This window comes from Amycolatopsis solani (genome assembly GCF_033441515.1).
GTDB classification, from domain to species: Bacteria; Actinomycetota; Actinomycetes; order Mycobacteriales; family Pseudonocardiaceae; genus Amycolatopsis; species Amycolatopsis solani.
The window spans coordinates 2,915,263-2,941,042 of the sequence record NZ_JAWQJT010000001.1 but is presented as its reverse complement, the minus strand read 5'-3'; the positions used below and the strand labels follow the sequence as shown (position 1 = coordinate 2,941,042).

The 25,780-nt window shown below is 70.6% G+C and carries 24 protein-coding genes; 8 read left to right on the top strand and 16 right to left on the bottom strand.

Annotated features, from left to right (window positions below; all coding sequences use genetic code 11):
- Positions 1-12 precede the first annotated feature (12 nt).
- The 5 genes from SD460_RS14430 to SD460_RS14410 all read right to left on the bottom strand — a co-directional run bounded on the left by SD460_RS14430 (position 13) and on the right by SD460_RS14410 (position 4,010).
- Positions 13-270 carry an ATP synthase subunit C-like protein gene (locus tag SD460_RS14430; RefSeq protein ID WP_026468506.1) on the bottom strand — a complete coding sequence of 86 codons (258 nt, stop codon included), beginning with the start codon at positions 268-270 and terminating at the stop codon, positions 13-15.
- A gap of 55 nt (positions 271-325) precedes the next feature.
- On the bottom strand, positions 326-1,111 hold the full coding sequence (gene atpB / locus SD460_RS14425; RefSeq protein WP_290056159.1) for a F0F1 ATP synthase subunit A: 786 nt from the start codon (positions 1,109-1,111) through the stop codon (positions 326-328).
- Between the two features lie 524 nt (positions 1,112-1,635).
- Complete coding sequence (locus SD460_RS14420) at positions 1,636-2,079, bottom strand: Cg1360 family ATP-synthase-associated protein (RefSeq protein WP_290056160.1); 444 nt, start codon at positions 2,077-2,079, stop codon at positions 1,636-1,638.
- 48 nt (positions 2,080-2,127) lie between these two features.
- Positions 2,128-3,285 carry a glycosyltransferase family 4 protein gene (locus tag SD460_RS14415; protein WP_318306236.1) on the bottom strand — a complete coding sequence of 386 codons (1,158 nt, stop codon included), beginning with the start codon at positions 3,283-3,285 and terminating at the stop codon, positions 2,128-2,130.
- 74 nt (positions 3,286-3,359) lie between these two features.
- Complete coding sequence (locus SD460_RS14410; RefSeq protein WP_290056162.1) at positions 3,360-4,010, bottom strand: L-threonylcarbamoyladenylate synthase; 651 nt, start codon at positions 4,008-4,010, stop codon at positions 3,360-3,362.
- A gap of 458 nt (positions 4,011-4,468) precedes the next feature.
- On the opposite strand from SD460_RS14410, the gene SD460_RS14405 reads away from it, so the two are divergent.
- Positions 4,469-6,442, top strand: coding sequence for a M6 family metalloprotease domain-containing protein (locus SD460_RS14405; RefSeq protein WP_318306235.1), 1,974 nt, complete (start codon positions 4,469-4,471; stop codon positions 6,440-6,442).
- 128 nt (positions 6,443-6,570) lie between these two features.
- Here the strand turns inward: SD460_RS14405 and prmC are convergent, their stop codons facing one another.
- Positions 6,571-7,437 (bottom strand): peptide chain release factor N(5)-glutamine methyltransferase, encoded by an 867-nt coding sequence (prmC, locus tag SD460_RS14400; RefSeq protein WP_290056164.1) that lies wholly within the window; start codon positions 7,435-7,437, stop codon positions 6,571-6,573.
- A gap of 96 nt (positions 7,438-7,533) precedes the next feature.
- Positions 7,534-7,881 (bottom strand): MerR family transcriptional regulator, encoded by a 348-nt coding sequence (locus tag SD460_RS14395; RefSeq protein ID WP_290056175.1) that lies wholly within the window; start codon positions 7,879-7,881, stop codon positions 7,534-7,536.
- Between the two features lie 56 nt (positions 7,882-7,937).
- On the opposite strand from SD460_RS14395, the gene SD460_RS14390 reads away from it, so the two are divergent.
- From SD460_RS14390 to SD460_RS14370, 5 genes are read left to right on the top strand one after another with little or no spacing between them, the layout of a single operon-like run.
- A complete protein-coding gene (locus tag SD460_RS14390; protein WP_290056165.1) occupies positions 7,938-8,741 on the top strand; it encodes a TIGR03619 family F420-dependent LLM class oxidoreductase in 804 nt (267 codons plus the stop codon).
- Positions 8,742-8,773: 32 nt separating this feature from the next.
- Entirely contained in the window at positions 8,774-9,775 is a 1,002-nt protein-coding gene (locus tag SD460_RS14385; RefSeq protein WP_290056166.1) for a glycosyltransferase family 2 protein, read from the top strand.
- Positions 9,772-10,203, top strand: coding sequence for a GtrA family protein (locus SD460_RS14380; protein ID WP_290056167.1), 432 nt, complete (start codon positions 9,772-9,774; stop codon positions 10,201-10,203). Before SD460_RS14385 ends, SD460_RS14380 begins: the two co-directional genes overlap by 4 nt.
- Before the next feature lie 18 nt (positions 10,204-10,221).
- Entirely contained in the window at positions 10,222-11,676 is a 1,455-nt protein-coding gene (gene wsfD / locus SD460_RS14375; protein ID WP_290056168.1) for a glycan biosynthesis hexose transferase WsfD, read from the top strand.
- The gene (locus tag SD460_RS14370) at positions 11,676-12,053 is read left to right on the top strand and encodes a VOC family protein (protein ID WP_290056169.1); all 378 of its coding nucleotides are present in this window, start codon (positions 11,676-11,678) and stop codon (positions 12,051-12,053) included. The genes wsfD and SD460_RS14370 overlap by 1 nt, the downstream gene beginning before the upstream one ends.
- Before the next feature lie 292 nt (positions 12,054-12,345).
- On the opposite strand, the gene prfA is transcribed toward SD460_RS14370, so the two are convergent.
- From prfA to argS, 8 genes are all read right to left on the bottom strand, one after another.
- Complete coding sequence (prfA, locus tag SD460_RS14365; RefSeq protein ID WP_290056170.1) at positions 12,346-13,416, bottom strand: peptide chain release factor 1; 1,071 nt, start codon at positions 13,414-13,416, stop codon at positions 12,346-12,348.
- Between the two features lie 79 nt (positions 13,417-13,495).
- Positions 13,496-13,726 carry a 50S ribosomal protein L31 gene (gene rpmE, locus SD460_RS14360; protein ID WP_086863515.1) on the bottom strand — a complete coding sequence of 77 codons (231 nt, stop codon included), beginning with the start codon at positions 13,724-13,726 and terminating at the stop codon, positions 13,496-13,498.
- Between the two features lie 179 nt (positions 13,727-13,905).
- A complete protein-coding gene (gene rho / locus SD460_RS14355; protein ID WP_290056171.1) occupies positions 13,906-15,864 on the bottom strand; it encodes a transcription termination factor Rho in 1,959 nt (652 codons plus the stop codon).
- Positions 15,865-16,265: 401 nt separating this feature from the next.
- Entirely contained in the window at positions 16,266-17,153 is an 888-nt protein-coding gene (thrB, locus tag SD460_RS14350) for a homoserine kinase (protein WP_290056172.1), read from the bottom strand.
- A 100-nt stretch (positions 17,154-17,253) separates the two neighbouring features.
- Positions 17,254-18,315, bottom strand: coding sequence for a threonine synthase (thrC, locus tag SD460_RS14345; protein WP_290056173.1), 1,062 nt, complete (start codon positions 18,313-18,315; stop codon positions 17,254-17,256).
- On the bottom strand, positions 18,312-19,625 hold the full coding sequence (locus SD460_RS14340; RefSeq protein ID WP_318306234.1) for a homoserine dehydrogenase: 1,314 nt from the start codon (positions 19,623-19,625) through the stop codon (positions 18,312-18,314). Before SD460_RS14340 ends, thrC begins: the two co-directional genes overlap by 4 nt.
- Positions 19,626-19,630: 5 nt before the next feature.
- Positions 19,631-21,061, bottom strand: coding sequence for a diaminopimelate decarboxylase (lysA, locus tag SD460_RS14335; protein WP_290056418.1), 1,431 nt, complete (start codon positions 21,059-21,061; stop codon positions 19,631-19,633).
- A 3-nt stretch (positions 21,062-21,064) separates the two neighbouring features.
- Complete coding sequence (gene argS, locus SD460_RS14330) at positions 21,065-22,720, bottom strand: arginine--tRNA ligase (RefSeq protein WP_290056417.1); 1,656 nt, start codon at positions 22,718-22,720, stop codon at positions 21,065-21,067.
- Between the two features lie 196 nt (positions 22,721-22,916).
- On the opposite strand from argS, the gene SD460_RS14325 reads away from it, so the two are divergent.
- Both SD460_RS14325 and SD460_RS14320 read left to right on the top strand, forming a co-directional pair.
- Entirely contained in the window at positions 22,917-23,726 is an 810-nt protein-coding gene (locus tag SD460_RS14325; protein ID WP_290056416.1) for a thioredoxin-like domain-containing protein, read from the top strand.
- Entirely contained in the window at positions 23,723-24,406 is a 684-nt protein-coding gene (locus SD460_RS14320) for a DUF305 domain-containing protein (RefSeq protein WP_290056415.1), read from the top strand. Before SD460_RS14325 ends, SD460_RS14320 begins: the two co-directional genes overlap by 4 nt.
- A 7-nt stretch (positions 24,407-24,413) precedes the next feature.
- Here the strand turns inward: SD460_RS14320 and SD460_RS14315 are convergent, their stop codons facing one another.
- Positions 24,414-25,613 (bottom strand): MFS transporter, encoded by a 1,200-nt coding sequence (locus SD460_RS14315; protein WP_290056414.1) that lies wholly within the window; start codon positions 25,611-25,613, stop codon positions 24,414-24,416.
- Between the last annotated feature and the right edge of the window lie 167 nt (positions 25,614-25,780).

The following is a 25,780-nucleotide window of genomic DNA, read 5'->3' as shown; positions in this document are numbered from 1 at the left end:
ATGAGCCGAAACTCAGGCGGCGGAGGCGATGAAGTAGATGACGATGCCGATCAGGGCGAGCACCTCGGTAAGCACGAAGGTCGAGAAGCCGATGCCCTGCAGCTTGCCCTGCGCCTCCGGCTGACGCGCGGTGCCGTTGATGACGGCCGCGAAGATCAGACCCACACCGATGCCCGGGCCGATCGCGCCCAGGCCGTAACCGATGGCGGCGAGACCGGGGTTGATGTTGACGGCCTGCTCCGCGGCCTGGGCCAGAACGATGTTGCTCACGTGCATTTCCCTTCACTTCGGTCCACGCGCTCGCGCGGATCGGGGGCTTGTGTTCTCAGTGCTCCGACGCCAGCGCGGCGCCGATGTACCCAGCCGACAGCAGGGCGAAGATGTAGGCCTGCAGCACCTGGATGAAGGCCTCGAGGAACGTCATCCCGATGGCGAAGATCCACGCCACGAGGGAGACCGGCTTCAGCGCCCAGCCCGACGTCTCGGTCAGCAGGAAGGTGCCGCCGAGCGTGAACACCGCCAGGATCAGGTGACCCGCGAACATGGCGGCGAAAACACGGATGGCGAGCGTCAGCGGGTTGAGGAAGAACTTCTCCGCGAACTCGATCAGCGAGAAGAGCGGCAGCACCGCCTTGGGAACGCCCGGCGGGGCGAGTTCCTTCTTGAAGTAGCCGGCGAAGCCGTGCCGCTTGAACCCGGCGTAGTGGTACACGGGGTAGACGACGAGGACCGCGAGCGCGACCGGGAAACCGAAGCGCGCCATGGTCGGGAACTGCAGGACGGGGATGATCCCGTAGAGGTTGTTCACCAGCACGAAGGTGAACAGTGCGAAAACGAGGGGAACGTACGGCTTGAAGTCCTTCGAGCCGATCTGTTCACGCGCGATGTTGTTGCGGCTGAAGTCGTAGATCGACTCCGCTACGAACTGCCCCTTGCTCGGGACGACCTGAAGCTTGCGGGTCGCCAGCAGGAAGTACGTCGCGATGATGACCACCGAGGCCACGACGAGCAGCATCGGCTTGGTGACGTTGCCAAACAGCGCCGGCAACTCGAAGCTTTCGGCGCCGGGCGGCGCGAATACCGCACCCTCGGCCAAAACCAGCGCGCCCACTGGGCTCCTTCCGGTTCTCCCGGCCGGCGTTCACTCCGCCGGGGGAATCGTCACGATCTGGACTTAACGTACCCGATACGTATCGGGACGTCGGAGGCGGCTACCCCACTGTCCGCAGAACACACCTTCACGTTCTGCACACGGGGTTCTCTCGCGTGAACACTGCCCTGCGGTCTACTTCGGACCAGCGGTTGGCGAGGCGGAACTACACGGTCGCCACACTGCTGATCGCGGTTCGTCTTAGGGAGTGCGCGGCCGAGGCCGCCACCCTTGACGCGGACCATACCAGCAGGTCAATCAGTGCCGTACACGCGTACTCCATACCCACCGATCAGCCCAGGACTTAGGTCCCGGGTCCACCCGGGACCTCGGTCCGGACCGGTGCGGGACCCACTCCGGAACGGCCCAGTTGACGGGTCCCGGGTCACCTCGTCCCGAACACCCCGTGTGGCACCGGTCACACTCTTGCGGCCGAGGCAGGGTTCACCCAGGGTAACGGAACAGCCGGGCAAAACGGACCGGCGTCAGGACGGGATGATCGTCGGGATCTTGGTCTTGCGGAAGGCCGCGAACTCGGCCGCGGCGGCCAGCAGGATGGCGACGATCATGGTGATCCCGAGCGAAAGCGGGTGCAGCGCGGTGACGCCCTTGAGCAGCGTCAGCGCGCCGAACAGCAGGACGACCTTCACGACGTACCCGCCGAGCGCGATGACCATGACGAACATCGGGTCCTGCCCCGCGCTGAACTTCATCATGCCCAGCGTGGACAGCGACGCGAGCATGGCGAGCACGCCGCCGACGAGCGACCCCAGGAAGCCGTGCAGCCCGTAGATGACGCTGAAGAGCGCGATGCAGACCAGTACGGCGGGCGGGGTAACCAGCAGCGAGGCCTTCGTCATCGCGCGGGCCGCCTGCAGCACCACCTTGGCGTGCGGGTTTTCCTGGTCCTGCGGTTCGGTCTCGCTCACGGCTGACTCCCTGCTCGGTTCGCCACCGAGTGTAGAGAACGCCGCCGGTCAGGTGCCCGCCTGGTTGCGCGAGCGCAGCCTCGGCACGATCGAAACCACCACCGCGAACACCAGCCCGACGCCGATGATCCACAGCGCCGCGGCGTCGTCGAACAGCGTCACCGACACCGCGCCGAACGCCAGGATCCCGGCCCACAAGTAGATCAGCAGGACCGCGCGGCGCTGGGAGTGGCCGATCTCCAGCAGGCGGTGGTGCAGGTGCATCTTGTCGGCCGCGAACGGGCTTTCGCCCCGGCGCGTGCGGCGGACGACCGCCATGATCAGGTCCAGCATCGGCACGAACAGCACCGCCGCCACGACCACCAGCGGCGACAGCAGCGCGATCGCGTCCTTGCCGCTGAACTGCGGGTACGGCACGCGGCCGGACGCCGACGTCGTGGCACCCGCGAGCACCAGGCCGATCATCATCGAGCCCGAGTCGCCCATGAAGATCTTCGCCGGTTGGAAGTTGTAGGGCAGGAAACCCAGACACGCTCCCGCGAGCGTGGCCGCGATCAGGGCCGGCGGGTAGGTGCCGACGTCGCCGCCGGAGCTGTCCAGCAGTCCCAGCGAAAACGCGCACGTCGCCGCCGCCGCGATGAAGCCGAGGCCGCCGGCCAGGCCGTCGAGGCCGTCGACGAAGTTCATCGCGTTGACCATCACCACGACCATCACGACCGTGAGCAGCGCGCCCTGGTTCTTGTCGAGCACCAGCACCGAGCCGAACGAGTCGCCGCTGCCGCCCCACGGCACCCAGAACGACACCCACTGCACGCCGAAGATGACCAGGATCCCGGCGCACATCACCTGGCCGGCCAGCTTCGTCCAGGCGTCGAGCTCGAACCGGTCGTCGAGCGCGCCGATCAGCGAGATCACGCCCGCCGCGAGCAGCACGCCGACCGAGTCGAACGAGGCGTCGAAACCGTGCGACAGCGCGGGCAGCTGGTGGGCGAGGCCCATCGCGCCCGCGACGCCGAGGAAGATGCCGATCCCGCCCATCCGCGGGATCGGGGCGACGTGGACGTCGCGCGCCCGCGGGTTCGCGATCGCGCCGACGCGGATGGCGAGCCGCCGGACGAGGCCGGTGAGCAAGTAGGTCACGGCCGTCGCGGTCAGCGCGACGAGGATGTATTCCCGGATGGGGAGGAGACCGGATGTGGGCGGCACGGGTGCGTCACGCTCGCGGGGTCGGGGTCACCCGCGACACGCTATCGTGCCGCGGCTGGGACCTTGATCCGGCTTCAGGCCAACGATTCCGCGGGTACACCGAGCACCTCCGCGACCGCCGTCTTCGCGACCGAACCCTCGCGCAGCACCACCGGTTCGGTGCCCGTGAGGTCCACAATGGTCGACGCGACGGGCTCGCCGCTCGACCCGCCGTCGAGGTACACCGCGACCGAGTCGCCGAGCTGTTCCTGCGCCTCCTGCGCGGTGCTCGCCGGCGGCCGCCCGGAGACGTTCGCGCTCGACACGGCCATCGGGCCGACGTCGCGCAGCAGCTCCAGCGCCACCGGGTGCAGCGGCATCCGGAGCATCACGGTGCCGCGGGCGTCGCCGAGGTTCCACTGCAGGCTCGGCGCGTGCGGGAGCACGATGGACAGATCGCCGGGCCAGAAGGCTTCGATGAGCGCGCGCGCCTGCGGCGGGACGCCGAGCACCAGGCCGTCCACAGTGGACCAGGACCCGACGAGCACGCCGACCGGCATGTCCGGGCCGCGGTTCTTCGCGCGCAGCAGCGCCTGGACGGCACCGGCGTCGAACGCGTCGGCACCGATGCCGTAGACCGTGTCGGTCGGCAGGACGACCAGCCTGCTCGACCGCACCGCACCCGCCGCGGCGGTCAGCCCGTCGGCGCGGGTGTCGCGCTTGCTGCAGTCGTAGACCACGCTCATGGCACCCAAGCGTAGTCCGGCCGCCGGAGGGGGCGTTCGCCGCGTCACACCCCGCGCCGCCCGGAGGCGCCCCCGTCTTCCACGCTACCGGCGAGCACCGACAGTTTCCGGCGCGCGCGGCGCGCGGGGCCGGAGTTGTCCACAGCGCCCGCCGCCATGACCCGGCTCGGCGCGCCCGGTCCGCGCGGCGCGCACGTCGTGACAGCGGCTCCACCAAGGTCGCGAATGACTCATTGGGGACCTCGGAGGTCCCCAATGAGTCATTCGCGGCACCACAGCAGCAGCCGGCACCGCCCGGCTTCCCGGGAACACCGCTCGGACCGGGCCGCCGGCCAGACTTTCGTCGTGGGGCAAGCGGGTAAACCTCGCCGCGAGGCAGAACTCCGGCAGCGCGGCTCAATACGGTCGATCACCGGGAACCGGCAAATCCCCGTGGGTTCCCAGTGAAGGAGCCGCAGATGCGTTCCAGAACCCCGAAGGCGCTCGCCCTGCTCGCCGCGGCCGCCCTGCTGACCGGGCTCGGCGCGGGCACCGCCGCGGCCGAGCCGCTCACCCGTGGCTGGCCCGCCCCCATCGACTCCGCGCGGTGGGAGAACCAGGACCACATGACCTGGTCCGACTACAAGAAGATCCCCGGCACGAACTGGGCCGACCCCGCCCTCCAGCCGACGCAGCGCACGTTCAAGGGCGCCGTCGTGCTCGCCGACTACCCGGACCAGGACTTCGTCGTCACCAAGCCGGCGAACTCGACGATCTTCGGCAACCCCGGCCCCGCCGCCGCGAACATCCCGCGGGCCGGCGTCGCGAAGTACTACCAGGACTTCCTCAACAAGCCCGAGGCGCTCAACAACGGGCACACCATCAACGAGTACTGGATGGAGGACTCCGGCGGCCGCTTCGGCGTGCAGCTGACCGCGTTCGGGCCGTACCGGATGCCCGGGAAGTCCTACGAGTACGGCATGGAGTTCCAGCCGTCCGCCTGCCCGCCCGGGGCGAACTGCGCGCGGGACATCCGCAAGGACGCCGGCGACGCGTGGCGCGCCGACGTCGGTGACGCGGCCAAGCAGTTCGACTTCGTCTTCTACCTCTCCGCCGGCCAGGACGAGAGCTCGACCTGGCAGGAGTTCGGCGAGATGAAGTTCGGCACCAAGGAGAACGTGCCCGACGCGTTCGGCCCGCCGAACCGCGACCTGCCCAACTACGCGGCGACCCGGTACGTGCCGTGGACGTCGTGGGCGTCGGCCGCCAGCATCTGGCCCAACGCCCAGGACGGCAGCTCGGTGCAGGCCGAGAGCTCCGGCCAGTCGACCTACGCGCACGAGTTCAGCCACATCCTGGGCATCGGCGACAACTACAACAACCCGTTCGGCACCCCGCCGTCACGCTCCTACAGCGGACCGTGGGACATGCTGTCGCGCGGTACGTTCAACGGTCCCGGCGGTCCGCACACGCGCTGGATGATCCCGGCGACGCAGGGCAGCTCGATGGGGGCCCAGCACCAGCTGCGCAACAAGCTGAAGCTCGGCATCGTCGACCCGGCGGACGTGCTGCAGCTCGACCGGGACCAGCTGGCCTCGACCGGTCCGGTGTCCGCGCGCCTCACCGCGCGGGAGACCGAGGCGCAGCCGGGCGCGTTCACCGGGCTGAACATCAAGCTCACCGGCGGCGACAAGGCACCGAAGTGCGACCGGGCGAAGGACCCGTTCTGCGACGGCGGCGGTTACGACAACTACACGGTCGAGGTCGTGGACCGGATGGGCGCGGACTCCTTCGCGCCCGACTCCGGCGTGCTGATCACGAAGACGAAAAACAAGGACAACGCGCCCTTCGACTGGGTGATCGACGCGAACCCGCAGGACATCGGCATCACCGACTACACGAAGCCGGACGGCACGCCCGTGAAGATCACCGTCGGCGACTACCGGCAGCTCAACGACGCCCTGTTCAAGGCGGGCACGGAGGCGGCGAGCCCGTACGAGTACACCGACCAGGCCAACCGGCTGCGGTTCCTGATCACCGACCTCGCCCGGGACCGCAAGGGCATCCTGTCGTACACGGTCACGGTCGCTTCGCTGGACGGCTCGGGCACCCAGGCGCGCGGCGCCGCGGTGACCCCGGCCCCGCCGGCGTTCGCCCGCGGCGGACTCGCGACCTGCGACTTCGGCCTGCTCAACACGGGTTCGGCCCGCGGGGCCCAGGCCCCGTACGACACGGACACCTACCGGCTGAGCGTGTCGACGGACGCGAAGGGCTGGGCGGTCCGCCTGCCGAACGAGCTGACGACGGCGAAGTTCGGCGGTCACGTGAAGGTCCCGGCGTACGCGAAGCGCGACCAGGGCGGCGACTTCACGGCCCGGGTGAAGCTGACGGCGACGTCGGTGAGCGACCCGGCCAAGACGGCGACGGCGAGCTGCACGGCCTTCGGCTTCTGACGACGCCGCGGAGGGGGCTCACCGGCTGGTGGGTCCCCTCCCGGACTACGGCAGCGGTGACGTCTTGAATGAGTCATTCAGGTCTTCGGAGGTCCTGAACGACTCATTCAAGACCTTTGCCGCGCCGCTCAGCCCAGCCGGCGCGCCGTGACGAACCGCGGGCGGCCGGTCAAGTCCGTGTGGCCCTCGACGCCGGTCAGCACCCGCCGGGCCCGGACCAGCGCGGGCACCGCCGAGCCGTGCGTGTCGTCGTGCTCGATGGCCAGCCCGCCGCCGGGACGCAGCAGGCGGGCGCCCGCCGCGATCGCGTGGCGGATCACCGCCAGGCCGCTCTCCTCGGCGAACACCGCCCGCGGCGGGTCGTGCTCGGCCACCTCCGGGGGCACCGACGTGCCCTCCGGGACGTACGGCGGGTTGCACAGCACCAGGTCGACCAGGCCGTCGAGCTCGGCGAACATCGTCGGGTCGCTGATGTCACCCGAGTACAGCCGGATCGGGGTGTTGCCCGCGTCGGCGTGGACGTCCGCGTTGTGCCGCGCCCAGGCCAGCGCCTGCGGGTCGACGTCCACCGCGTAGACGACCGCGTCCGGCCGCGCGTGCGCGACCGCGAGGGCCAGCGCGGCGGACCCGGTGCACAGGTCCACCACCACCGGGAATTCGCGCCCCTGCAGGAACTTGACGCCCCACTCGAGCAGCAGCTCGGTCTCCGGCCGCGGCACGAACACCCCGGCACCGACGGCGACGGTGATCTCGCCGAGCGCGGCCCAGCCGGTCAGGTACTGCAGCGGGATCCGTTTCGCGCGCTGCTGGACGAGCTGGCCGATGGCCTCGATGACCGGCGGGTCGACCAGCGGCACCATCGGCAGCCGGCCGCGTTCGACCCCGAGCACGTGCGCGGCGATCACCTCGGCGTCGAACCGCGGCGAGGACACGCCCGCGCGCTCGAGGATCCGGGTGGCCTCGATGATGGCCAGGCGCAGCGGCTGCCGATTCACTCGTCGTCCTTCACCTCGTCAAGCCTGGCACACCAGGCGGAACTCCCCCGTGAGGACACGCGCCGGTCCTACGCCGTCCAGCGTATCGAGGCACCCTCACGGCTCGGCGGACAAGTACCCGGCCAGCTCGCCGCGCCGCCGCTGCAGGGCGCTGATCCGGTCGTCCATCGCGCGCAGCTCCCGGTGCAGCAGGCCGGCGAGCTCCGGGCACAGGTCGAGGTGCGCCTCCTCACCGCTCGCGCACTGCAGCGCCGACGAGATCACCTCCGTGTTCAGCCCCGCCGCGAGCAGGCGGCGGATCTGCCGGACCCGCACGACGGCGTCCTCGTCGTAGGCGCGGTAGCCGTTGCCGTCGCGCGACGCCGCGAGCAGGCCCTGCTCCTCGTAGTAGCGCAGCAGCCGCGTGCTGACGCCGGTGCGTTCCGCGAGCTCGCCGATCCGCACTCCCACCCCCTGAACGGTTGACCTTCACACCGATGTGAATGCCTAACGTCGCCGTCATGACCGAACATTTCCCGGACCTCGAAGTCGTCCTGCCGAACGAGCAGCCGCACGTCGAGCCCGCCCGGATCGCCGAGCTCGCCCGCCGCGCCGAGGAGCTCGGCTACCGCGCCGCCTGGCTGCCCGACCACCTGATCCCGCCCGGCCCCTTCGGCGAGGTGTTCGGCGGGGTCCACGAGCCGCTGGTGACCCTCGCCCACCTCGCCGCGGTGACCAGCCGGATCCGGCTCGGGACGGCGGTGCTGATCCTGCCGCTGCGGGAGCCGTTCGCGCTGGCCAAGCAGGCCGCGACGCTGGCGAGGCTGTCCGGGCACCGGTTCGACCTCGGGGTCGGCGCCGGCTGGAACGAACCGGAGTTCGCCGAGGTGGGCGTGGACTTCGGCAGCCGAGGAAAGCAGACCGACGCGGCCCTGGACCTGCTCGCCGAGCTGTTCCGCACCGGCCGCGGTCCCGGCGGCGGGTACTTCGAGCCGCGGCCGGCGCGGCCGGTGCCCCTCACCGTCGGCGGCAACTCCGCGGCCGCGCTGCGCCGGGCCGTCCGGGTCGGCGCGGGCTGGTTCAGCGCCGGGCTCTCCCCCGCCGAGGTCGGCGAGCGCGCCGGAAAGCTCACGGCCATGACAAACGGCCGCGAAACAAGGGTCACCGCCAGAATGGAGTGGGACGGGACCGATCTCGACTCCGCGACGGCGCGATTCCGCGCGTATATCCTGGCGGGGGCGGACGCGGTGGCCGTCCACTTCGGCCCGGCGGAGACCTTCGAGCAGCGGATGACCACGTTCGCCGAGGCCGTCGCCGGACCCTAGGATGCCCGAGACGCCGACCCACGGGAGCGCCAGTGCCGACCGAGCCGACCACGCGCCGCCGGGTCGCGTTCGTCTTCCCGATCTACAACGAGGAAGCGAACATCGAGCTGCTGCACCGCACGGTCGACGAGGTCACCGCGCCGCTGGCCGGGCGCTACGACTTCAGCTTCCTCTACGTCGACGACGGCAGCCGCGACGGTTCGCTCGATCGGCTGGCCGAGCTGTCCGCCCGCGACGCACGGGTGACCGTCGTCGAGCTCTCCCGCAACTTCGGGCACCAGATGGCCGTGACCGCCGGGCTCGACCTGGTCGACGCGGACGCCGTGGTGATCATGGACAGCGACCTGCAGGACCCGCCGCGGGTGGCGCTCGAGCTGCTCGAGAAGTGGGAAGAGGGCTACGAGGTCGTCTACGCGCAGCGCCGGTCGCGGCGGGATTCGCCGTTCAAGCGGTACACCGCGAGCGCGTTCTACTGGTTCCTGCGGAAGATGGCCGCGGTCGACATCCCGAAGAACACCGGGGACTTCCGGCTGGTCGACCGCAAGGTCGTCGACGAGCTGCGCAAGTACCGCGAGCGCGACCGGTTCCTGCGCGGCCTGGTCAGCTACGTCGGGTTCCGGCAGACCGCGGTGCTGTTCGACCGCGACCAGCGCCACGCCGGCGTCACCGGCTACCCGCTGACGAAGATGCTGCGTTTCGCCGCCGACGGCATCCTCGGGTTCTCCACGACGCCGTTGCGGATGATCACGCGGATGGGGTACCTGATCTCGCTGCTGAGCTTCCTCGGCGTGCTCTACGTCGTCGGCGTGAAGCTGTTCGCGCCGGAGACCGCGGTGCCCGGCTGGGCGTTCATCACCATCGCGATGTTCTTCCTCGGCGGCATCCAGATCATCATGCTCGGCGTGCTCGGCAGCTACATCGGCCGCACGTATTCGCAGGTGCAGAACCGGCCGCTGTACACGGTGGCGTCGGTGCGCACCGGCCTGCCCGAACCCGTCGAGACCGACGAGAACAGCCGGAGCGCCGCCCGATGAGGATCGTCACGTCCACGCAGCTGCGCTTCGGGATCGTCGGGATCGGCAACACGCTGGTCGACGTGCTGGGCTACGCGCTGCTGGTCACGCTCGGTGTGCCGGTGTTCGTGGCGAACTTCCTCTCGACGACAGCCGGCATGCTGCTGTCGTTCACGCTGAACCGGAACTTCACGTTCCGGGCGAAGGACGGTGACATCCGGCGTCAGGCACTGCTGTTCTTCGCGGTGACCGCTTTCGGGCTCTGGGTGGTCCAGTTCGGCGTCATCACGCTGGTGAGCCACCTGTTCCCGGGCGTGAACGTGCTGGTGCCGAAGGGTGCGGCGATCGTCGTCGGCCTGTTCTGGAACTACCTGCTCTACCACTACGTCGTGTTCCGGCACCGCCCGGTTTCGCCCGTTCCCGGTGCAGCGCCCGCCGACTCTGCGTGATCTCGTACGCTGGTCCGGGTGCGATCCCGTGAACTGCGCTTCGGCCTGGGCGTCTTCGTCCTTTCCCTGGGCGTCCTGCTGCTCCGGTTCCTCGTGCCGCGCCCGGTCGGGATGGCCGACAACGGCGACGGCTGGCGCCTGCTGTGCGACCTCGGCGGCCGGCACACCGAGATCAAACCCGAGTTCTACGTGCACTTCAGCTACGGGCCGGGCCAGGGCTGCAAGAGCGACTACATCTCGAGCCAGGCGTGGCTCGACTGGTTCGCGAGCAAGCTCGGGAAGGTCCTCGGCTCGTCGGCGGAGCTCAACCTGCTGGTGCTCGGCTCGATCACGGCCGTGCTGGTCGCAGTGGGTGTCGCGGCGACCGTCCTCGCGCTCGACCTGAGCACCCGCAACCGCGTCATCGCCACGGTCCTGCTGCTGCTCGTGATGGCCGACTCGGCGTTCTTCGGCTACTTCGCCTCGGTGCTCAGCGAGGGCGCCGGCTTCCTGGGGATGCTGCTGATGGCCGGCGGGCTGCTGCTGATGCACCGCACGGGCGCGTGGCGCTACTGGGGCGCGGCGCTGACCGTGTTCGGCGCGCTGATCGGCATCAACGCGAAGTCGCAGACGCTGCTGCTGATCCCGCTGTTCGTGCTGGCGCTGGTGCTGGTCAAGCCGCTCGGAGCACGCGGATGGGCGCGGTGGCTGCTGCCGCTGGGCGTGCTGGTGATCGTGGGCGCGGGGACGGCGGCGGTCCAGTCCCACGGCGACCCGGCCAACGCCGAGTACCGCGAAGCGAACATGTACCACGTGGTGTTCGACAGCATCGTGGACGGCAAGCACGACACGGACGCCGACCTGGCGGCGCTGGGCCTGCCCCCGAGCGCGAAGAAGTTCATCGGCACGGGCTGGTGGGAAGCGAGCCCGTGGAAGGACGCGGACTACAACGGCTTCCGCGACAAGATCAGCCGCCGCAACGTGGTCCAGTACTACGCCGCGCACCCGGAGCGCACGCTCCAGATCCTCCAGCAGGGCGCGATCGACACGCTGACGGCCCGCCCGGAGCGGCTGGGCAGCTTCGCCGACACGTCCGGGCTGCCGCCGATGGCGCAGGAGTTCCGCGTCCCGGTGTTCTCGGGGCTGTCCGCACTGGCGGCCCCGCTGGGCCTGTTCGTGCTGGTCCCGTTCTGGCTGCTGATCGGCTGGGCCGGCGTGCGGGCGTTCCGCCGGTCGCGCCGCGAATACGGGATCGTGGTCTTCTTCCTGCTGCTGTTCGCGGTGGGCCAGTTCGGTCTGTCGGCGCTCGGCGAGGGCGTCGAGGGCGTGAAGCACCAGCTGCTGACGCTGTTCCCGACGGTGCTGGCGTTCGCGTTCGGGGTCCTGAGCTTCTTCCCGCGCCGGGCGCGGCCAGAGGAGCCCGCGGTCGAGGAAGAGCCAGTGACCGAGGTCTTCGACGCGTTCCGCGAGCCGGAGCAGCCGGCGGTCCGGTGATGCGGATCAAGCACCAGGTCGTCACGTTCGACGCCGCCGACCTGGCGCCCGAGAGCCACTTCTGGGCGGGCGTCCTCGGCGGCGAGGTCGACGAGGACGGCGACTGGCACATGGTCCTGGTCGACGGGGCCCCGCGTGTCGGGGTGCAGCTCGCGCCCGATCATGTCGCGCCGGAGTGGCCGGACGGCGGGACGAAGCAGCAGGTGCACCTGGACCTGTGGGTCGAGGACTTCGCGGAAGCTCACGAGCACGTAATGGCTTTGGGTGCCCGGGTGCTGAAGGCGGCGAGCGGGGCTACGGCCGGCGACGACTTCCAGGTCTACGCCGACCCGGCCGGGCACCCGTTCTGCCTGTGCTGGCTGGTGCCGAAGGCTTAGCCCGCTCGAGTCGGGGCGCTGGTTCCGGGGGTCGCGAATGAGTCATTGGGGACCTCGGAGGCCGCGAATGAGTCATTCGCGACCCTCGCGGCCGCCGACACTCAGCCCGCCGAGGCAGCCAGCCACTCAAGCGCGGCAGCGATCCGGACACAGCTCGGCACCGCGGACCGCGGAGCCCGCGACCGGCCCGCCGCTCGCCGTAGCCCGCCAGGCCCCCGCGCTAAGGTCGCGAATGAGTCATTGGGGACCACCGAGGCCGCGAATGAGTCATTCGCGACCCCGCCCCGCCGGCTCAGCCCGCCGAAGCCGCCAGCCGCTCCTCGCGGTCCGCCGTTGCCAACGCGTCCAGCACGCCGTCCAGATCGCCGTCGAGGACCTGGTCCAGGTTGTACGCCTTGTAGTTCACCCGGTGGTCCGAAATCCGGTTCTCCGGGAAGTTGTACGTCCGGATCCGCTCCGAGCGGTCGACCGTGCGGACCTGGGACTTGCGGGCGTCCGACGCCTTCGCCGCCGCCTCTTCCTCCGCGATCGCCTGCAGGCGGGCCTGCAGGACCTGCAGGGCGCGGGCGCGGTTCTGGATCTGGGACTTCTCGTTCTGGCAGGACACGACGATCCCGGTCGGCAGGTGGGTGATCCGGACCGCCGAGTCGGTCGTGTTGACGCTCTGGCCGCCGGGGCCCGAGGACCTGAACACGTCGATGCGCAGGTCGTTCGGGTCGATCTCGACCTCGACCTCCTCCGGCTCCGGGTAGATCAGCACGCCGGACGCGGACGTGTGGATCCGGCCCTGGGACTCCGTCGCCGGCACGCGCTGGACGCGGTGGACGCCGCCCTCGAACTTCAGGCGGGACCAGACGCCGTCGACCTCGGCCGCCTTCGTCTTGATCGACAGCGTGACGTCCTTGAAGCCGCCCAGGTCGGAGTCGACCGAGTCGAGGACCTCCGCCTTCCAGCCGTGGCGCTCGGCGTAGCGCAGGTACATGCGCAGGAGGTCGCCGGCGAACAGGGCCGACTCCTCGCCGCCCTCGCCGGACTTGATCTCCATCACGACGTCGGAGCTGTCGTACGGGTCGCGCGGGAGCAGCAGCTCGGTGAGCTTCGACTCCAGGTCCGGGATGCGCGAGGCCAGTTCCTCGGCCTCGGCGGCGAACTCCGCGTCCTCCGAGGCCATCTCCCGGGCGGCCGCGAGGTCGTCGCGGGTGGTGTCGAGCTCGTGGACCGCGCGGACCACCGGGGTCAGCTCGGCGTAGCGGCGGCCGAGCTTGCGGGCGCGCGCCTGGTCGGCGTGCACCGCCGGGTCCGCCAGCTGCTGCTCCAGCTCCGCGTGTTCGGCGAGCAGCCCCTTGAGCGAGCTCGAATCCACCTCTGCCACCTCTCAGCCCGGGATGAAGACAAAAACACGGCGCCCACCCGGAAGTACCGGATGGGCGCCGTGGAAAAAGCTACTTGGCGTCGGCGTCCTTCTTCTGACGCTTGCCGTAGCGAGCCTCGAAGCGCGCGACCCGGCCACCGGTGTCCATGATCTTCTGCTTGCCCGTGTAGAACGGGTGGCAGTTGGAGCAGATCTCGACGTGGATGTTGCCGCTGGTCTTGGTGCTGCGCGTGGTGAAGCTGTTTCCGCAGTCGCAGTTCACTTCGGTGACCACGTACTCGGGGTGAATACCGCTCTTCATGGTGTCCTCTCTCGTTGGCTCCGGGTCCCCAGTCGTTCACGGGGTGAACCGGCGCCGGACTTCAGCGGGTGATTCTGCCAGACGGGCTGACGTTCACTGGAACGCACCCCGCTGACCTGGTATTCCGACCGTGCCGGAGGCCTCCCCACACGCGGCGGGAAGGCCTCCGATGAGCACGCTCAGTCGTCTTCGCTGCCGCCGAGGGCGGTCTTCGAGACCTGCATGAGGAACTCGACGTTCGTCTTCGTCTTGCGCAGCCGCGAGATCAGCAGGTCGATCGCCTGCTGCGAGTCGAGCGCGTGCAGCACCCGGCTGAGCTTCACGGTGACCGCGAGCTCGTCCGGCGAGAGCAGCAGCTCGTCCTTGCGGGTACCCGACGGGTTGACGTCGACGGCCGGGAACACCCGGCGCTCGGCGATCTTCCGGTCCAGCTTGAGCTCCGCGTTACCGGTGCCCTTGAACTCCTCGAAGATGACCGTGTCCATCGTCGAACCGGTCTCGACCATCGCCGTGGCGAAGATGGTCAGCGAGCCGCCGTTCTCGATGTTGCGCGCCGCGCCCAGGAACCGCTTCGGCGGGTACAGCGCGGTCGAGTCGACACCACCGGACAGGATCCGGCCGGACGCCGGGGCCGCCAGGTTGTACGCACGCCCGAGCCGCGTGATCGAGTCGAGCAGCACGACGACGTCGTGACCCATCTCGACCAGGCGCTTGGCCCGCTCGATCGACAGCTCCGCGACCGACGTGTGGTCGGACGGCGGCCGGTCGAAGGTCGAGGCGATGACCTCGCCCTTCACCGAGCGCTGCATGTCGGTGACCTCTTCCGGACGCTCGTCGACCAGGACGACCATCAGGTGGCACTCGGGGTTGTTCGTGGAGATCGCGTTGGCGATGTCCTGCATGATCGTGGTCTTACCGGCCTTCGGCGGCGACACGATCAGGGCACGCTGCCCCTTGCCGACCGGCATGATCAGGTCGATCACGCGGGTGGTGAGCTTGTGCGACTCGGTCTCGAGGCGCAGCCGCTCGTTCGGGTACAGCGGGGTCAGCTTGGTGAAGTCCGGGCGCCGCTTGGCCTCGTCCGGCTCCAGGCCGTTGATCGAGTCGACGCGCACCAGCGGGTTGAACTTCTGCCGCTGCTGCTCGCCGTCACGCGGCTGGCGCACGACGCCGGTGATGGCGTCACCGCGGCGCAGGCCGTACTTGCGGACCAGCGACAGCGAGACGTACACGTCGTTCGGGCCGGCGAGGTAGCCGGAGGTGCGCACGAACGCGTAGTTGTCCAGCACGTCCAGGATGCCCGCGACGGGCAGCAGGACGTCGTCCTCGCGGATCTCGGTGTCCGGCGAACCGGCTTCGCGCTGGCCGCCGCCACTGCCCCGGCGGCGACGGTCGCGGAAGCGACGGCCGCGACGGCCGCCTTCCTCGTCGTCGTCCGGCTGCTGGTTGCGGTTGTCCTGGCCGCCGCGGCTGCCGCCGTCCTGCTGCTGGTTGCGCTGGCGGTTGCCGTCCTGACGGTTGCCGTCCTGGCGGTTGTCGCCGCGGTTGCCGCCCTGCTGGCGGTCGCGGTTGCCGCCGCCCTGCTGCCGGTCACCACCCTGCTGGCGCTCGCCCTGCTGGCGCTCGCCGCCCTGGCCCTGCTGCTGACCGTCGGGCGCGCCGGCGGCGCGGTTGGAGCCGCGGCGACGACGGCTGCGGCCGCCCTCCTCGGGCTGGCCGTCCTGGCCCTGCGGGCCGTCCTGCTTGTCCTGCTGCGGGCGCTCGGCCTGCGGCTGCGCGTCCGACGGCGGCGCCGAGGGCGCTTCGGCCTTCGGCTCCGGCTTGGTCTCGACCGGGGCGGCGGGCGCCTCGGTCTTCGGGGCCGCCGCGGCCTTCGGGGCCTCGCCGACGCCTTCCAGCGGCAGCGTCTCGGCCGCCGCACGCGGCTTGCGCGACTTGCCCTGGCGCTCGCGGATCGCGGCGATCAAGTCGCCCTTGCGCATGCCCGTCGTCTCGCCGACGCCGAGCTCCCCAGCCAGCGAACGCAGTTCGGCGACGGTCTTACCGGTCAGCCCGCCGACCGTCCGCTTGGGAGCGGGGGCGGTGCCGTTCGTCTCGGCCGTGCCGCTCACGTCGCTCAAAAGATCGGTGTTGCTCACACATGTCCTTCCTGACCGATCCACGCCTCCAGGCGGATCAGCGGACTGCCGCTCGCTTCTGATCGCGAACCGGCGTATCTGCCCCCCGATACGGGAGATGAGCTCTTCGGCCGTGCGAAACACAGCTGGAGCGCCTCCACCACAGGGGTTTGCGTCCTCCATTCGGAGGACACGAAATTCGGCACCGCCGAAACCGGAAACCCGCCTGCGTCCCTCCGCGTTACCCCGCTTGCCAGGCGGTGCGGATTCGGCGGATCGACGAAGGATGCGATCCCAGAGGACCGGCATCGGGTGCGGAAACGCACGGTGATCGAACGCCCCCGAGGGTAGACCGCGCGGGTGCCGGGTGCAACAACCACCCCCCGCGTGGCGGCCCCTACCGCAGGCACGTGACCCAGCCTTTACTGAGCCGCAACCTGCACACCCGCGAGATCCACGGGCAGCTCGAAGACGTCGAAACCCTCAACGCCGACCCCCGCGGGCAGTATTCCCGCCGTGGTCAGCGCGAGCACCGTCGGACCGGCGCCGGACACCGCGGCCGCCACTCCCTGTGCACGCAGCGTCGCCACCAGCTCGGTGCTCGCCGGGTACGCGGGCGCCCGGTAGCTCTGGTGCAGCCGGTCGTCCGTGGCCGCCAGGAGCAGCTCCGGCTTGGCCGTCAGGGCGTGCACGGCGAGCGCCGCGCGGCCGGCGTTGTGCGCCGCGTCCGCGTGCGGCACGACCGCGGGCAGCAGGCCGCGCGTAGTCGCGGTGGCCGAGCGCACCGACGGGACCGCCACGACCGGGCGGATCGACGGGTGCGGCGTGAGCGTTTCGGCGTGGAAGACGCCGCCCTCGCACCAGGCCAGGACGAGCCCGCCGAACAGGCTCGCCGCGGCGTTGTCGGCGTGGCCTTCGAAGCCGGCGGCCAGCTGCAGCGCCTCGAACGCGTCGAGCTGCCGTCCCGCCAGCGCGTACCCGGCGGCCACGCCGGACACCACCGCGGCCGCGGACGAGCCGAGGCCGCGCGCGTGCGGGATCGCGTTGAAGCAGCGCAGGTGCAGGCCGGGGACCTCGACGCCGAGGTGCGCGCAGGTCCGCTCGATCGCGCGGAACACGAGGTGGGTCTCGTCGGTCGGGACGTCGGCGACGCCACCCGCGCCGGCGTCGACGACCTCGACCTTCAGCCCGCTGCCTGCGACCTGCACCTCGACGACGTCGTGCAGCCCCAGCGCCATGCCGAAGGCGTCGAAGCCCGGCCCGAGGTTCGCCGTGGACGCCGGGACGGTGACCTTGAACGCGCCGGTCACCGGAGCGCCCCAATGTGGCCTTCGGTGCGCGAGACGCACCCAAGGCGGCCTTCGGTGCGCAAGACGCAACCAAGGCCGCCTTGGGGCGCTTGGGGGCCGCTCACCGCAGGTCCAGCGCCGCCGCGACGGCCGAGGGGTCCACCGCCAGCGGTTCGACCTCGACGTTGCCCGCCAGCGCCGTCTGCGGGTCCTTCAGGCCGTGGCCGGTGACGGTGCACACGACGCGGGAGCCGCGCGGCAGCCTGCCGTCGGCGGCCGTGGCGAGCAGGCCCGCCACGCTGGTCGCCGACGCCGGCTCGACGAACACGCCCTCGCGCCCGGCCAGCAGCCGGTACGCCTCGAGGATCTTCTCGTCGGTGACGGCCTCGAAGAGCCCGTCGGAGGCCTCCTTCGCCTTCACCGCGGCCGTCCACGACGCCGGGCTGCCGATCCGGATCGCGGTCGCGACCGTCTCCGGGTCCGCCACCGGCTCGCCGTGGACCAGCGGGGCCGCGCCGGCCGCCTGGAAGCCGAACATCCGCGGGGTGTTCTTCACCACACCGTCGGCCGCGTACTCCGAATACCCCGCCCAGTAGGCGGTGATGTTGCCCGCGTTGCCGACCGGCAGGCAGTGGATGTCCGGTGCCGTGCCGAGCACGTCGCAGATCTCGAACGCGGCGGTCTTCTGGCCGGCGATGCGCACCGGGTTGACCGAGTTGACCAGCGTGACCGGGTAGTCGGCCGCGGTCTTGCGGGCCAGCTCGAGGCAGTCGTCGAAGTTGCCGTCGACCTGCAGGATCCGGGCGCCGTGCAGCACGGCCTGGGCGAGCTTGCCCATCGCGATCTTGCCCTGGGGCACCAGCACGGCGCAGGTGAGCCCGGCGCGGGCGGCGTAGGCCGCGGCCGAGGCGGACGTGTTGCCGGTCGACGCGCAGATCACCGCCTTGAGCCCGCTGGCGAGCGCGTGCGTGATGGCCACGGTCATCCCGCGGTCCTTGAACGACCCGGTCGGGTTCGCGCCCTCGACCTTGAGGTGCACCTCGCAGCCGGTCAGCTCGGACAGGTGGTGCGCGGGCAGCAGCGGCGTGTTGCCTTCCCCGAGCGTGACGACCCGCGCCCCGTCCGGAACCGGGACGCGGTCCCGATATGCCTCGATGAGTCCCGGCCAGGGGTGCCTGATCACTGGTCTTCGCCTTCCACCCGCATCACGCTGACAACTTCGTGCACGACGTCCAGCTTCGCGATTTCGTCCACAGTGGACTGCAAAGCCGCGTCGGGCGCCTGGTGCGTCACCACGACCAGGCTCGCGCGGTCGCCGACGTCGCTCTGCCGCACCGCCGCGATGCTGACGCCGTGGCCGGCGAAGGCCTGCGCCACCTGCGCGAGGACACCGGCGCGGTCGGCGACGGAAAGGCTTACGTGGTACCGGGTCGGCGTCTGGCCCATCGGCCGCACCGGCAGCGCGGCGTGCGCGGATTCGCGCGGGCCGCGGCCGCCGGCCACCCGGTTGCGGGCCACCGCGACCAGGTCGCCGAGCACCGCGCTCGCGGTCGGCGCGCCCCCCGCGCCCTGGCCGTAGAACATCAGCTCGCCGGCGGCGTCCGCCTCGACGTAGACGGCGTTGAACGCGCCGCCGACGCCCGCCAGCTGGTGGCTGCGCGGGATCATCACCGGGTGCACGCGGGCCGAGACGGACTCGACGCCGTCGTCGTCGGTCACGCGCTCGCAGATGGCCAGCAGCTTCACCGTGCGGCCGAGGCCACGGGCCGCCGCGAGATCGGACGCGGTGACGTCGGCGATGCCTTCGCGGTGCACGTCCGAAGCCGTCACGCGGGTGTGGAACGCGAGCGACGCGAGGATCGCGGCCTTCGACGCGGCGTCGTAGCCGTCGACGTCGGCGGTCGGGTCGGCCTCGGCGTACCCGAGCCGGCTGGCCTCGTCGAGCGTCTCGGCGTAGCCGGCGCCGGTCGAGTCCATCGCGGACAGGATGTAGTTCGTGGTGCCGTTGACGATGCCCATCACGCGCGTGATGCGGTCGCCGGCCAGCGATTCGCGCAGCGGGCGCAGCAGCGGGATGGCGCCGGCCACCGCGGCCTCGAAGTAGAGGTCGGCACCCGCCGCGTCGGCGGCCTCGAAGAGGTCAGCCGAGTGTTCGGCGAGCAGCGCCTTGTTCGCGGTGACCACGGACTTGCCGGCCTTCAGGGCGGCCAGCAGCCAGCCGCGCACCGGCTCGATCCCGCCGACCAGCTCGACCACGACGTCGACGTCTTCGGACGTGACGAGCTTTTCGGCGTCCGCGGTCAGCAGCTCCGGCGGCAGCTCGGGGTGCTTGTCCGGGCGGCGCACGGCGATGCCGGCCAGTTCGACCGGCGCGCCCGCCCGCGCGGCCAGCTCGGCGGCCTGCTCGGTGAGCAGCCGGGCGACCTCGCTGCCGACCGTCCCGCAGCCGAGCAGGGCGACGCGGATGGCCGGGCGTTCCTCAGGGGCAGCCACTGTGTTCAGACCTCCAGGCGGAGCATGTCGTCGGTCGTCTCCCGCCGCAGCAGCAGCCGGGAGCTGCCGTTGCGCACCGCGACCACGGCCGGGCGCGGCTGCCGGTTGTAACTGCTCGCCATCGAGTAGCAGTAGGCGCCGGTCGCCGCGACCGCCAGCAGGTCGCCGGGAGCCAGCGTGTCGGGCAGCCAGCAGTCTCGTACGACGATGTCGCCGGATTCACAGTGTTTTCCCACGACCCGGGACAGCACGGCGGGCACCGGCTGGTCGTTGTCGCCCGCGGACCGGGAAACCAGCCGGACGTCGTACACCGCGTCGTAGAGCGCGGTCCGGATGTTGTCGCTCATCCCGCCGTCGACGCTGACGTACCGCCGGGACAGGTTGTCACCGAGCGAGACGTCCTTGATGGTGCCGACCTCGTACAGCGTGATGGTGCCCGGACCGGCGATCGCGCGGCCCGGCTCGCCCGCGATGCGCGGCACCGGCAGGCCCGCGTACGCGCATTCCTTGCGGACGATCTCGCGGATCTGCGTGATCATCTGCGCCGGCGGCGGCGGGTTGTCCTTCTCGGTGTAGGCGATGCCGAACCCGCCGCCGAGGTCGACCAGGCTGAGCTGGTCGAGCAGTTCGGTGCCGTGTTCCTTCGCCAGGTCGCCGAGCAGGCCGACGACGCGGCGGGCGGCGACCTCGAAGCCGTCGGCGTCGAAGATCTGCGAACCGATGTGGCTGTGCAGGCCGACGAGCTTGAGCGAGGACGCGTTGAGCACCCGGCGGACCGCTTCTGCGGCATCGCCGGACGCCAGCGAGAAGCCGAACTTCTGGTCCTCGTGCGCGGTCGCGATGAACTCGTGGGTGTGCGCCTCGACGCCGACGGTCACCCGGATCAGCACCGGCTGCACGACGTCGTGGCGGGCGGCGATGTCGGCCAGCCGCGCGATCTCGAAGTACGAGTCGAGCACCACCGTGCCGACGCCCGCGACGACCGCGGCTTCCAGCTCGGCGGGCGACTTGTTGTTGCCGTGGAAGGTGATCCGCTCGGCCGGGAAGTTCGCGCGCTGCGCCACGGCGAGCTCGCCGCCGCTGCAGACGTCGAGGCTCAGCCCCTGCTCGGCCACCCAGCGGGCGATCTCGATGGAGAGGAACGCCTTCGACGCGTAGTGCACGAGCGAGGGGTCGTCGAACGCCTCGGCGTAGTCCGCGCACCGCGACTTGAAGTCGGCTTCGTCGACCACGAACAGCGGCGTGCCGTGCTGCTCGGCCAGCTCGCGCACGTCGACCCCGGCGATCCGGACGACGCCGTCGTGGGCGCGGAAGGTGTTGCGCGGCCACACTTTCGCGGGCAGCTTGTCGAGTTCTTCGACCCCCGACGGCTGGAGCCCGGAGGTGTCGGCGTGGGGGTAGACGTCGGCGTGCCGTGGGCCGGCGGGGTGCGCCATTTCTTACATCCGTTCCGGAGCGGAGACACCGAGGAGGGCGAGGCCGTTCGCCAGGACCTGGCGGGCGGCTTCGCACAGCGCGAGCCGGGCGTACGTCAGAGGGGTCGCCTCTTCGTCGCCCATGGGCAGCACGCGGCCCACGGTGTAGAACTTGTGGTAGGCGCCCGCGAGTTCTTCGAGGTAGCGCGCGATCCGGTGCGGCTCCCGCATTTCGGCGGCGCGGCGCACGGTTTCCGGGAACTCGCCGATGGTGCGGATCAGGTCGCCCTCGGCGGGCAGCGTCAGCAGTCCGAAATCGACGTCCGAAGTGGACTTGATGCCGAGGTCGGCCGCGTTGCGTTGCAGGGACGCCAGCCGCGCGTGCGCGTACTGGACGTAGTAGACGGGGTTGTCGTTGGAGTGCTTGCGCAGCAGGTCCAGGTCGACGTCCAAAGTGGAATCCACCGAGTAGCGGATCAGCTCGTAGCGGGCCGGGTCGACGCCGACGGCCTCGACGAGGTCCTCCATGGTGATCACGGTGCCGGCGCGCTTGGACATCCGGACCGGCTTGCCGTCGCTGACCAGGTTGACCATCTGCCCGATGAGGACCTCGACGGTCGCCGGGTCGTCGCCGAACGCGGCGGCCGCGGCCTTCAGCCGGGCGATGTAGCCGTGGTGGTCCGCGCCGAGCATGTAGATGCAGAGGTCGAAGCCGCGGTTGCGCTTGTCCTTGAAGTAGGCCAGGTCGCCGGCGATGTAGGCCGGGTTGCCGTCCTGCTTGATGACGACGCGGTCCTTGTCGTCGCCGTACTCCTTCGACTTCAGCCACCAGGCGCCGTCTTCGAAGTAGAGGTTCCCGGAGTCCTTGAGCTCCTGGACGGCGGCGTCGACCGCGCCGGACTCGTGCAGCGAGTTCTCGTGGAAGTAGACGTCGAAGTCGGTGCCGAACTCGTGCAGGCTCTGCTTGATCTCGCCGAACATGAGGTTGATACCGATCCGGCGGAACGTCTCGTGCCGCTGCTCCTCCGGCAGCGAGAGCGCGCTCGGCTCGGCCTTGATGACCTCGGCGGCGATGTCGTTGATGTAGCCGCCCGCGTAGCCGTCCTCGGGCGCGGGCTCGCCCTTCGCGGCGGCGATCAGGGACCGGACGAACCGGTCGATCTGGGCACCGGCGTCGTTGAAGTAGTACTCGCGGGTGACCTCGCCGCCCTGCGCGCCCAGCACCCGGCCCAGCGCGTCGCCGACCGCGGCCCAGCGCGTGCCGCCCAGGTGGATCGGGCCGGTCGGGTTCGCCGAGACGAACTCGAGGTTGATCTTGGTGCCGGCAAGCGCGTCCCCGCGGCCGAACGCGGCGCCGGCGTCGAGCACCTGGCGCACGATGTCGCCCTGCGCGGCCGCGGCGAGCCGGAAGTTGAGGAAGCCGGGGCCCGCCACCTCGGCCGAAGCGACGCCGTCGTCCGCCGAGACCGCCTCGGCCAGCGCCTCGGCGAAGTCGCGCGGCTTCAGTCCGGCCTTCTTGGCCACCTGGAGGGCGATGTTCGTCGCGTAATCGCCGTGTTCGGGGTTGCGCGGGCGTTCGATGGTCACCTGCTCCGGCAGCACGGCGTCGTCGATGCCGCGTGCGGCGAGCACCTGCACGGCGGAGCTGCGGACCAGGTCGGCAAGAGCGGCGGGAGTCACTCTTCGAATTCTAGGTGTGCCCTGGTCGGGAGCTTTCATCGGTCTCGGGGACGTCACGGTGGGCAGGTGCGTGAGGCGTTAACGGTGATCAGACGCGTGGTCTCTACACTGGCCCGGGCGGGAATCCGTCCGCAGCCACCAGAGGGAGAACGCGGGAGCCATGGCGAACGGGACAACTCGGAAAAAGGGGTCGGCGGTGAAGGCGGCCCGCGGTTCCGTGGTGAGCAAGAAGGGCACGCCCTGGGGCACGATCATCGCCGTCGTGGCCATCGTCGCACTGGCCGGCGCCGTGATCACCTACTACATGGTGGCGTCCGCGCCGAAGCGCGAGCAGTCCGACCGTGAGGCCGCCGCCGCTTCGTTCGCGCCGACGGCGTCCGACCCGGACCCCTCCAAGCGCATCCCCGGCGTGGTGACCGCCACCTACACCGGCAGCGTGCACGTGCTCCCGACCGAGCGCGTCGCCTACGACAAGACCCCGCCCTTCGGCGGCCCGCACGACGGGTACTGGGCCACCTGCACCGGCACGGTGTACCCGAACGCCGTCCGCACCGAGAACATGGTGCACGGCCTCGAGCACGGCGCCGTCTGGATCGCCTACAACCCGCAGCAGATCACCGGCGACGCGCTGAACCTGCTCAAGGTCCGCGTCGAGGGCAAGCCGTACACGATGATGTCGCCGTACCCGGGCCTGGACAAGCCGATCTCGCTGCAGTCGTGGGGCCACCAGCTGAAGGTGGACAAGGCCGACGACGCGCGCATCGACGAGTTCATCGCGGCGCTGCGGAGCAACCCGAACGGCGTCTACCCCGAGGTCGGCGCCTCCTGCGACGCACTCGGCGCGGGCCAGTTCGACCCGGACAACCCGCCGCCGTTCGACCCGTCGAAGCCGGGCCCGGACGCCAAGCCGATGGACTACAAGGGCACGCCGAACGCCCAGACCGACCAGAACGGCGGCATGAGCCAGCAGCCGTCCGCACCCGCGTCGGGCACGCCCACCAAGTGAGTTCCGAAGAACAGCCCACGTGGTCGCGCTGGGTGATCATCGGCGGGACGCTCCTCGCGGTCCTGCTGATCGGCGCGACCGCGGGCATGTTCCTGACCCGCGCCATCGACGACCCGGCCACCGCCACCCCGGCGGCCGGGTCGGTCGAGGTCGGCTTCGCCCAGGACATGTCGACGCACCACCTGCAGGCCGTCACGATGGCCGGCTGGGCCCGTGACCACTCGACCGACCCGGAGATCCGCCAGCTCGCGTTCGACATCGAGCGCACCCAGCTGGAGCAGGTCGGGCGTATGAAGGGCTGGCTCATGCTGTGGGACCAGCCCGAGCAGCCCATCGGCGCCCCGATGAAGTGGATGACGGAGCCGATGCAGGGTCACGACGGCATGGCGATGGGCACCGGGTCGGTCAACCCCGGAGCGGGCCCCCTGATGCCGGGCATGGCGACCGAGGCGGAGCTGGCCAAGCTGCGTTCGCTGTCGGGCAAGCAGCTGGACGTGTACTTCCTCCAGCTGATGCTCCGCCACCACCAGGGCGGCACGTCGATGGCCCAGTACGCGGCCGCGCATTCGAACCTGACGGCGTTGCAGGCGCTGGTCCGGAGCATCCTGACGTCGCAGGGCGCGGAGATGGACCAGATGAAGCTGATGCTGGGCGCCCGGGGCGCCCAGCCGCTCCCCTGACCCTGACTCAATTCCGTCGCGCGACCAGCGCGAGCGGTGTGAGCGCGAGCACCGCGGCGACCCCGGCCACGAGCGCGTACCCACCCAGCCCGAACAGCCCGCCGGCGATGATGCCGCCGAGCCCGGAGGCGCTCCAGACCAGCGCGTCGATGACGCCCTGCAGCTGCGTGCGCTCGTCGTCGGCGAGGCTCCGGCTCAGCAGGGCGCTGGACCCGACGAACACCAGGTTCCACCCGTACCCGAGCAGGAACAACGCCAGCGGCAACCCGGCGGTGTGCGACGTCGGCGCGGCGATCACGGTCACCGCGGCCAGCACCAGCACCCCCACACCGGCAGTGATGGTGGCCCGCCCCCCGATCCGGTCGGCGATCTTCCCGGACAACGGGGCCAAGGCGAACATGCCGATCATGTGCGCACTGAGCACGTAGCCGACAACCTCGAGCCCGTGTCCCTGCCGGTGCAGCTGCAGCGGCGTCATCGTCATGACGGTCACCATGGTCACGTGCGCGGCGGTCATCGAGACCAGCGGAACCAGAACAACCCGCCGTTTCAGCGCGGCAGCCACGCGGGCAAGCGTCAGCGGCGGCCGCTTCGGCCCTTGAGCGGGGAAAGCCGCCTTCGGCATGGTGGCACTGGCGAGGAGCGCGATGGTGCAGAGGAGAGCCGCGAAGCCGATCGCCCCGGAGGTGCTCGGCAGCCCGAAGAACCCGGCGGTGGCAGCGGCGGGCTCAAGCAGCGCGGGCCCGGCGATGGCACCGATGGTCCCGGCCCAGACGATGAGCGAAAGCGCAAAACCCTTGCGATTGTCGGGATACAACTCGGCGGCGGTGTACCGAACCAGGCCCGCGGCCCCGTTGCCGATCCCGAGCAGCGCGAGGCCGGGCAAGAGGAGCAGCAGATTGGCGAACACCCCACCGAGGAAAGCAACAAGCCCCCCGAGCGCGGCGACGCCGTAAACCAGTTTCAGCGAGGTCCGAGCACCCTTTTTCCCGATGAGCACCCCAAGGTAGACCGCCCCGAAAGCCGTCCCGGCGACCACCGCCGCGTTGGGAATCCCGCTCCACCCGTCCCCATGGGAATCAGAGGCAATGAGGGTACTGACCGTCGTCGCCCCGGTGACCGCGGTGTTCAACGCCGCGGCGCCGGTGAACAGCACCCCCATCGCCCGCGTCCGCACCGTCGTGGTCTTCGTCACGATTTCCGTCATGGACCGACGGTAGTACCGCCATTAGGCCGAGCTATTCCTCATTGGTGCGCAATTGCGCTGGGGTCTTGCATTCCGGGGGTCGAGTGATCTTTCCTCAGCGGCGGGGTTCGGTGGTTGCGGAATCCGCGTCGGCGGGAGAGCTCTTGGCGGCGGTGTCCGTCCCCGGG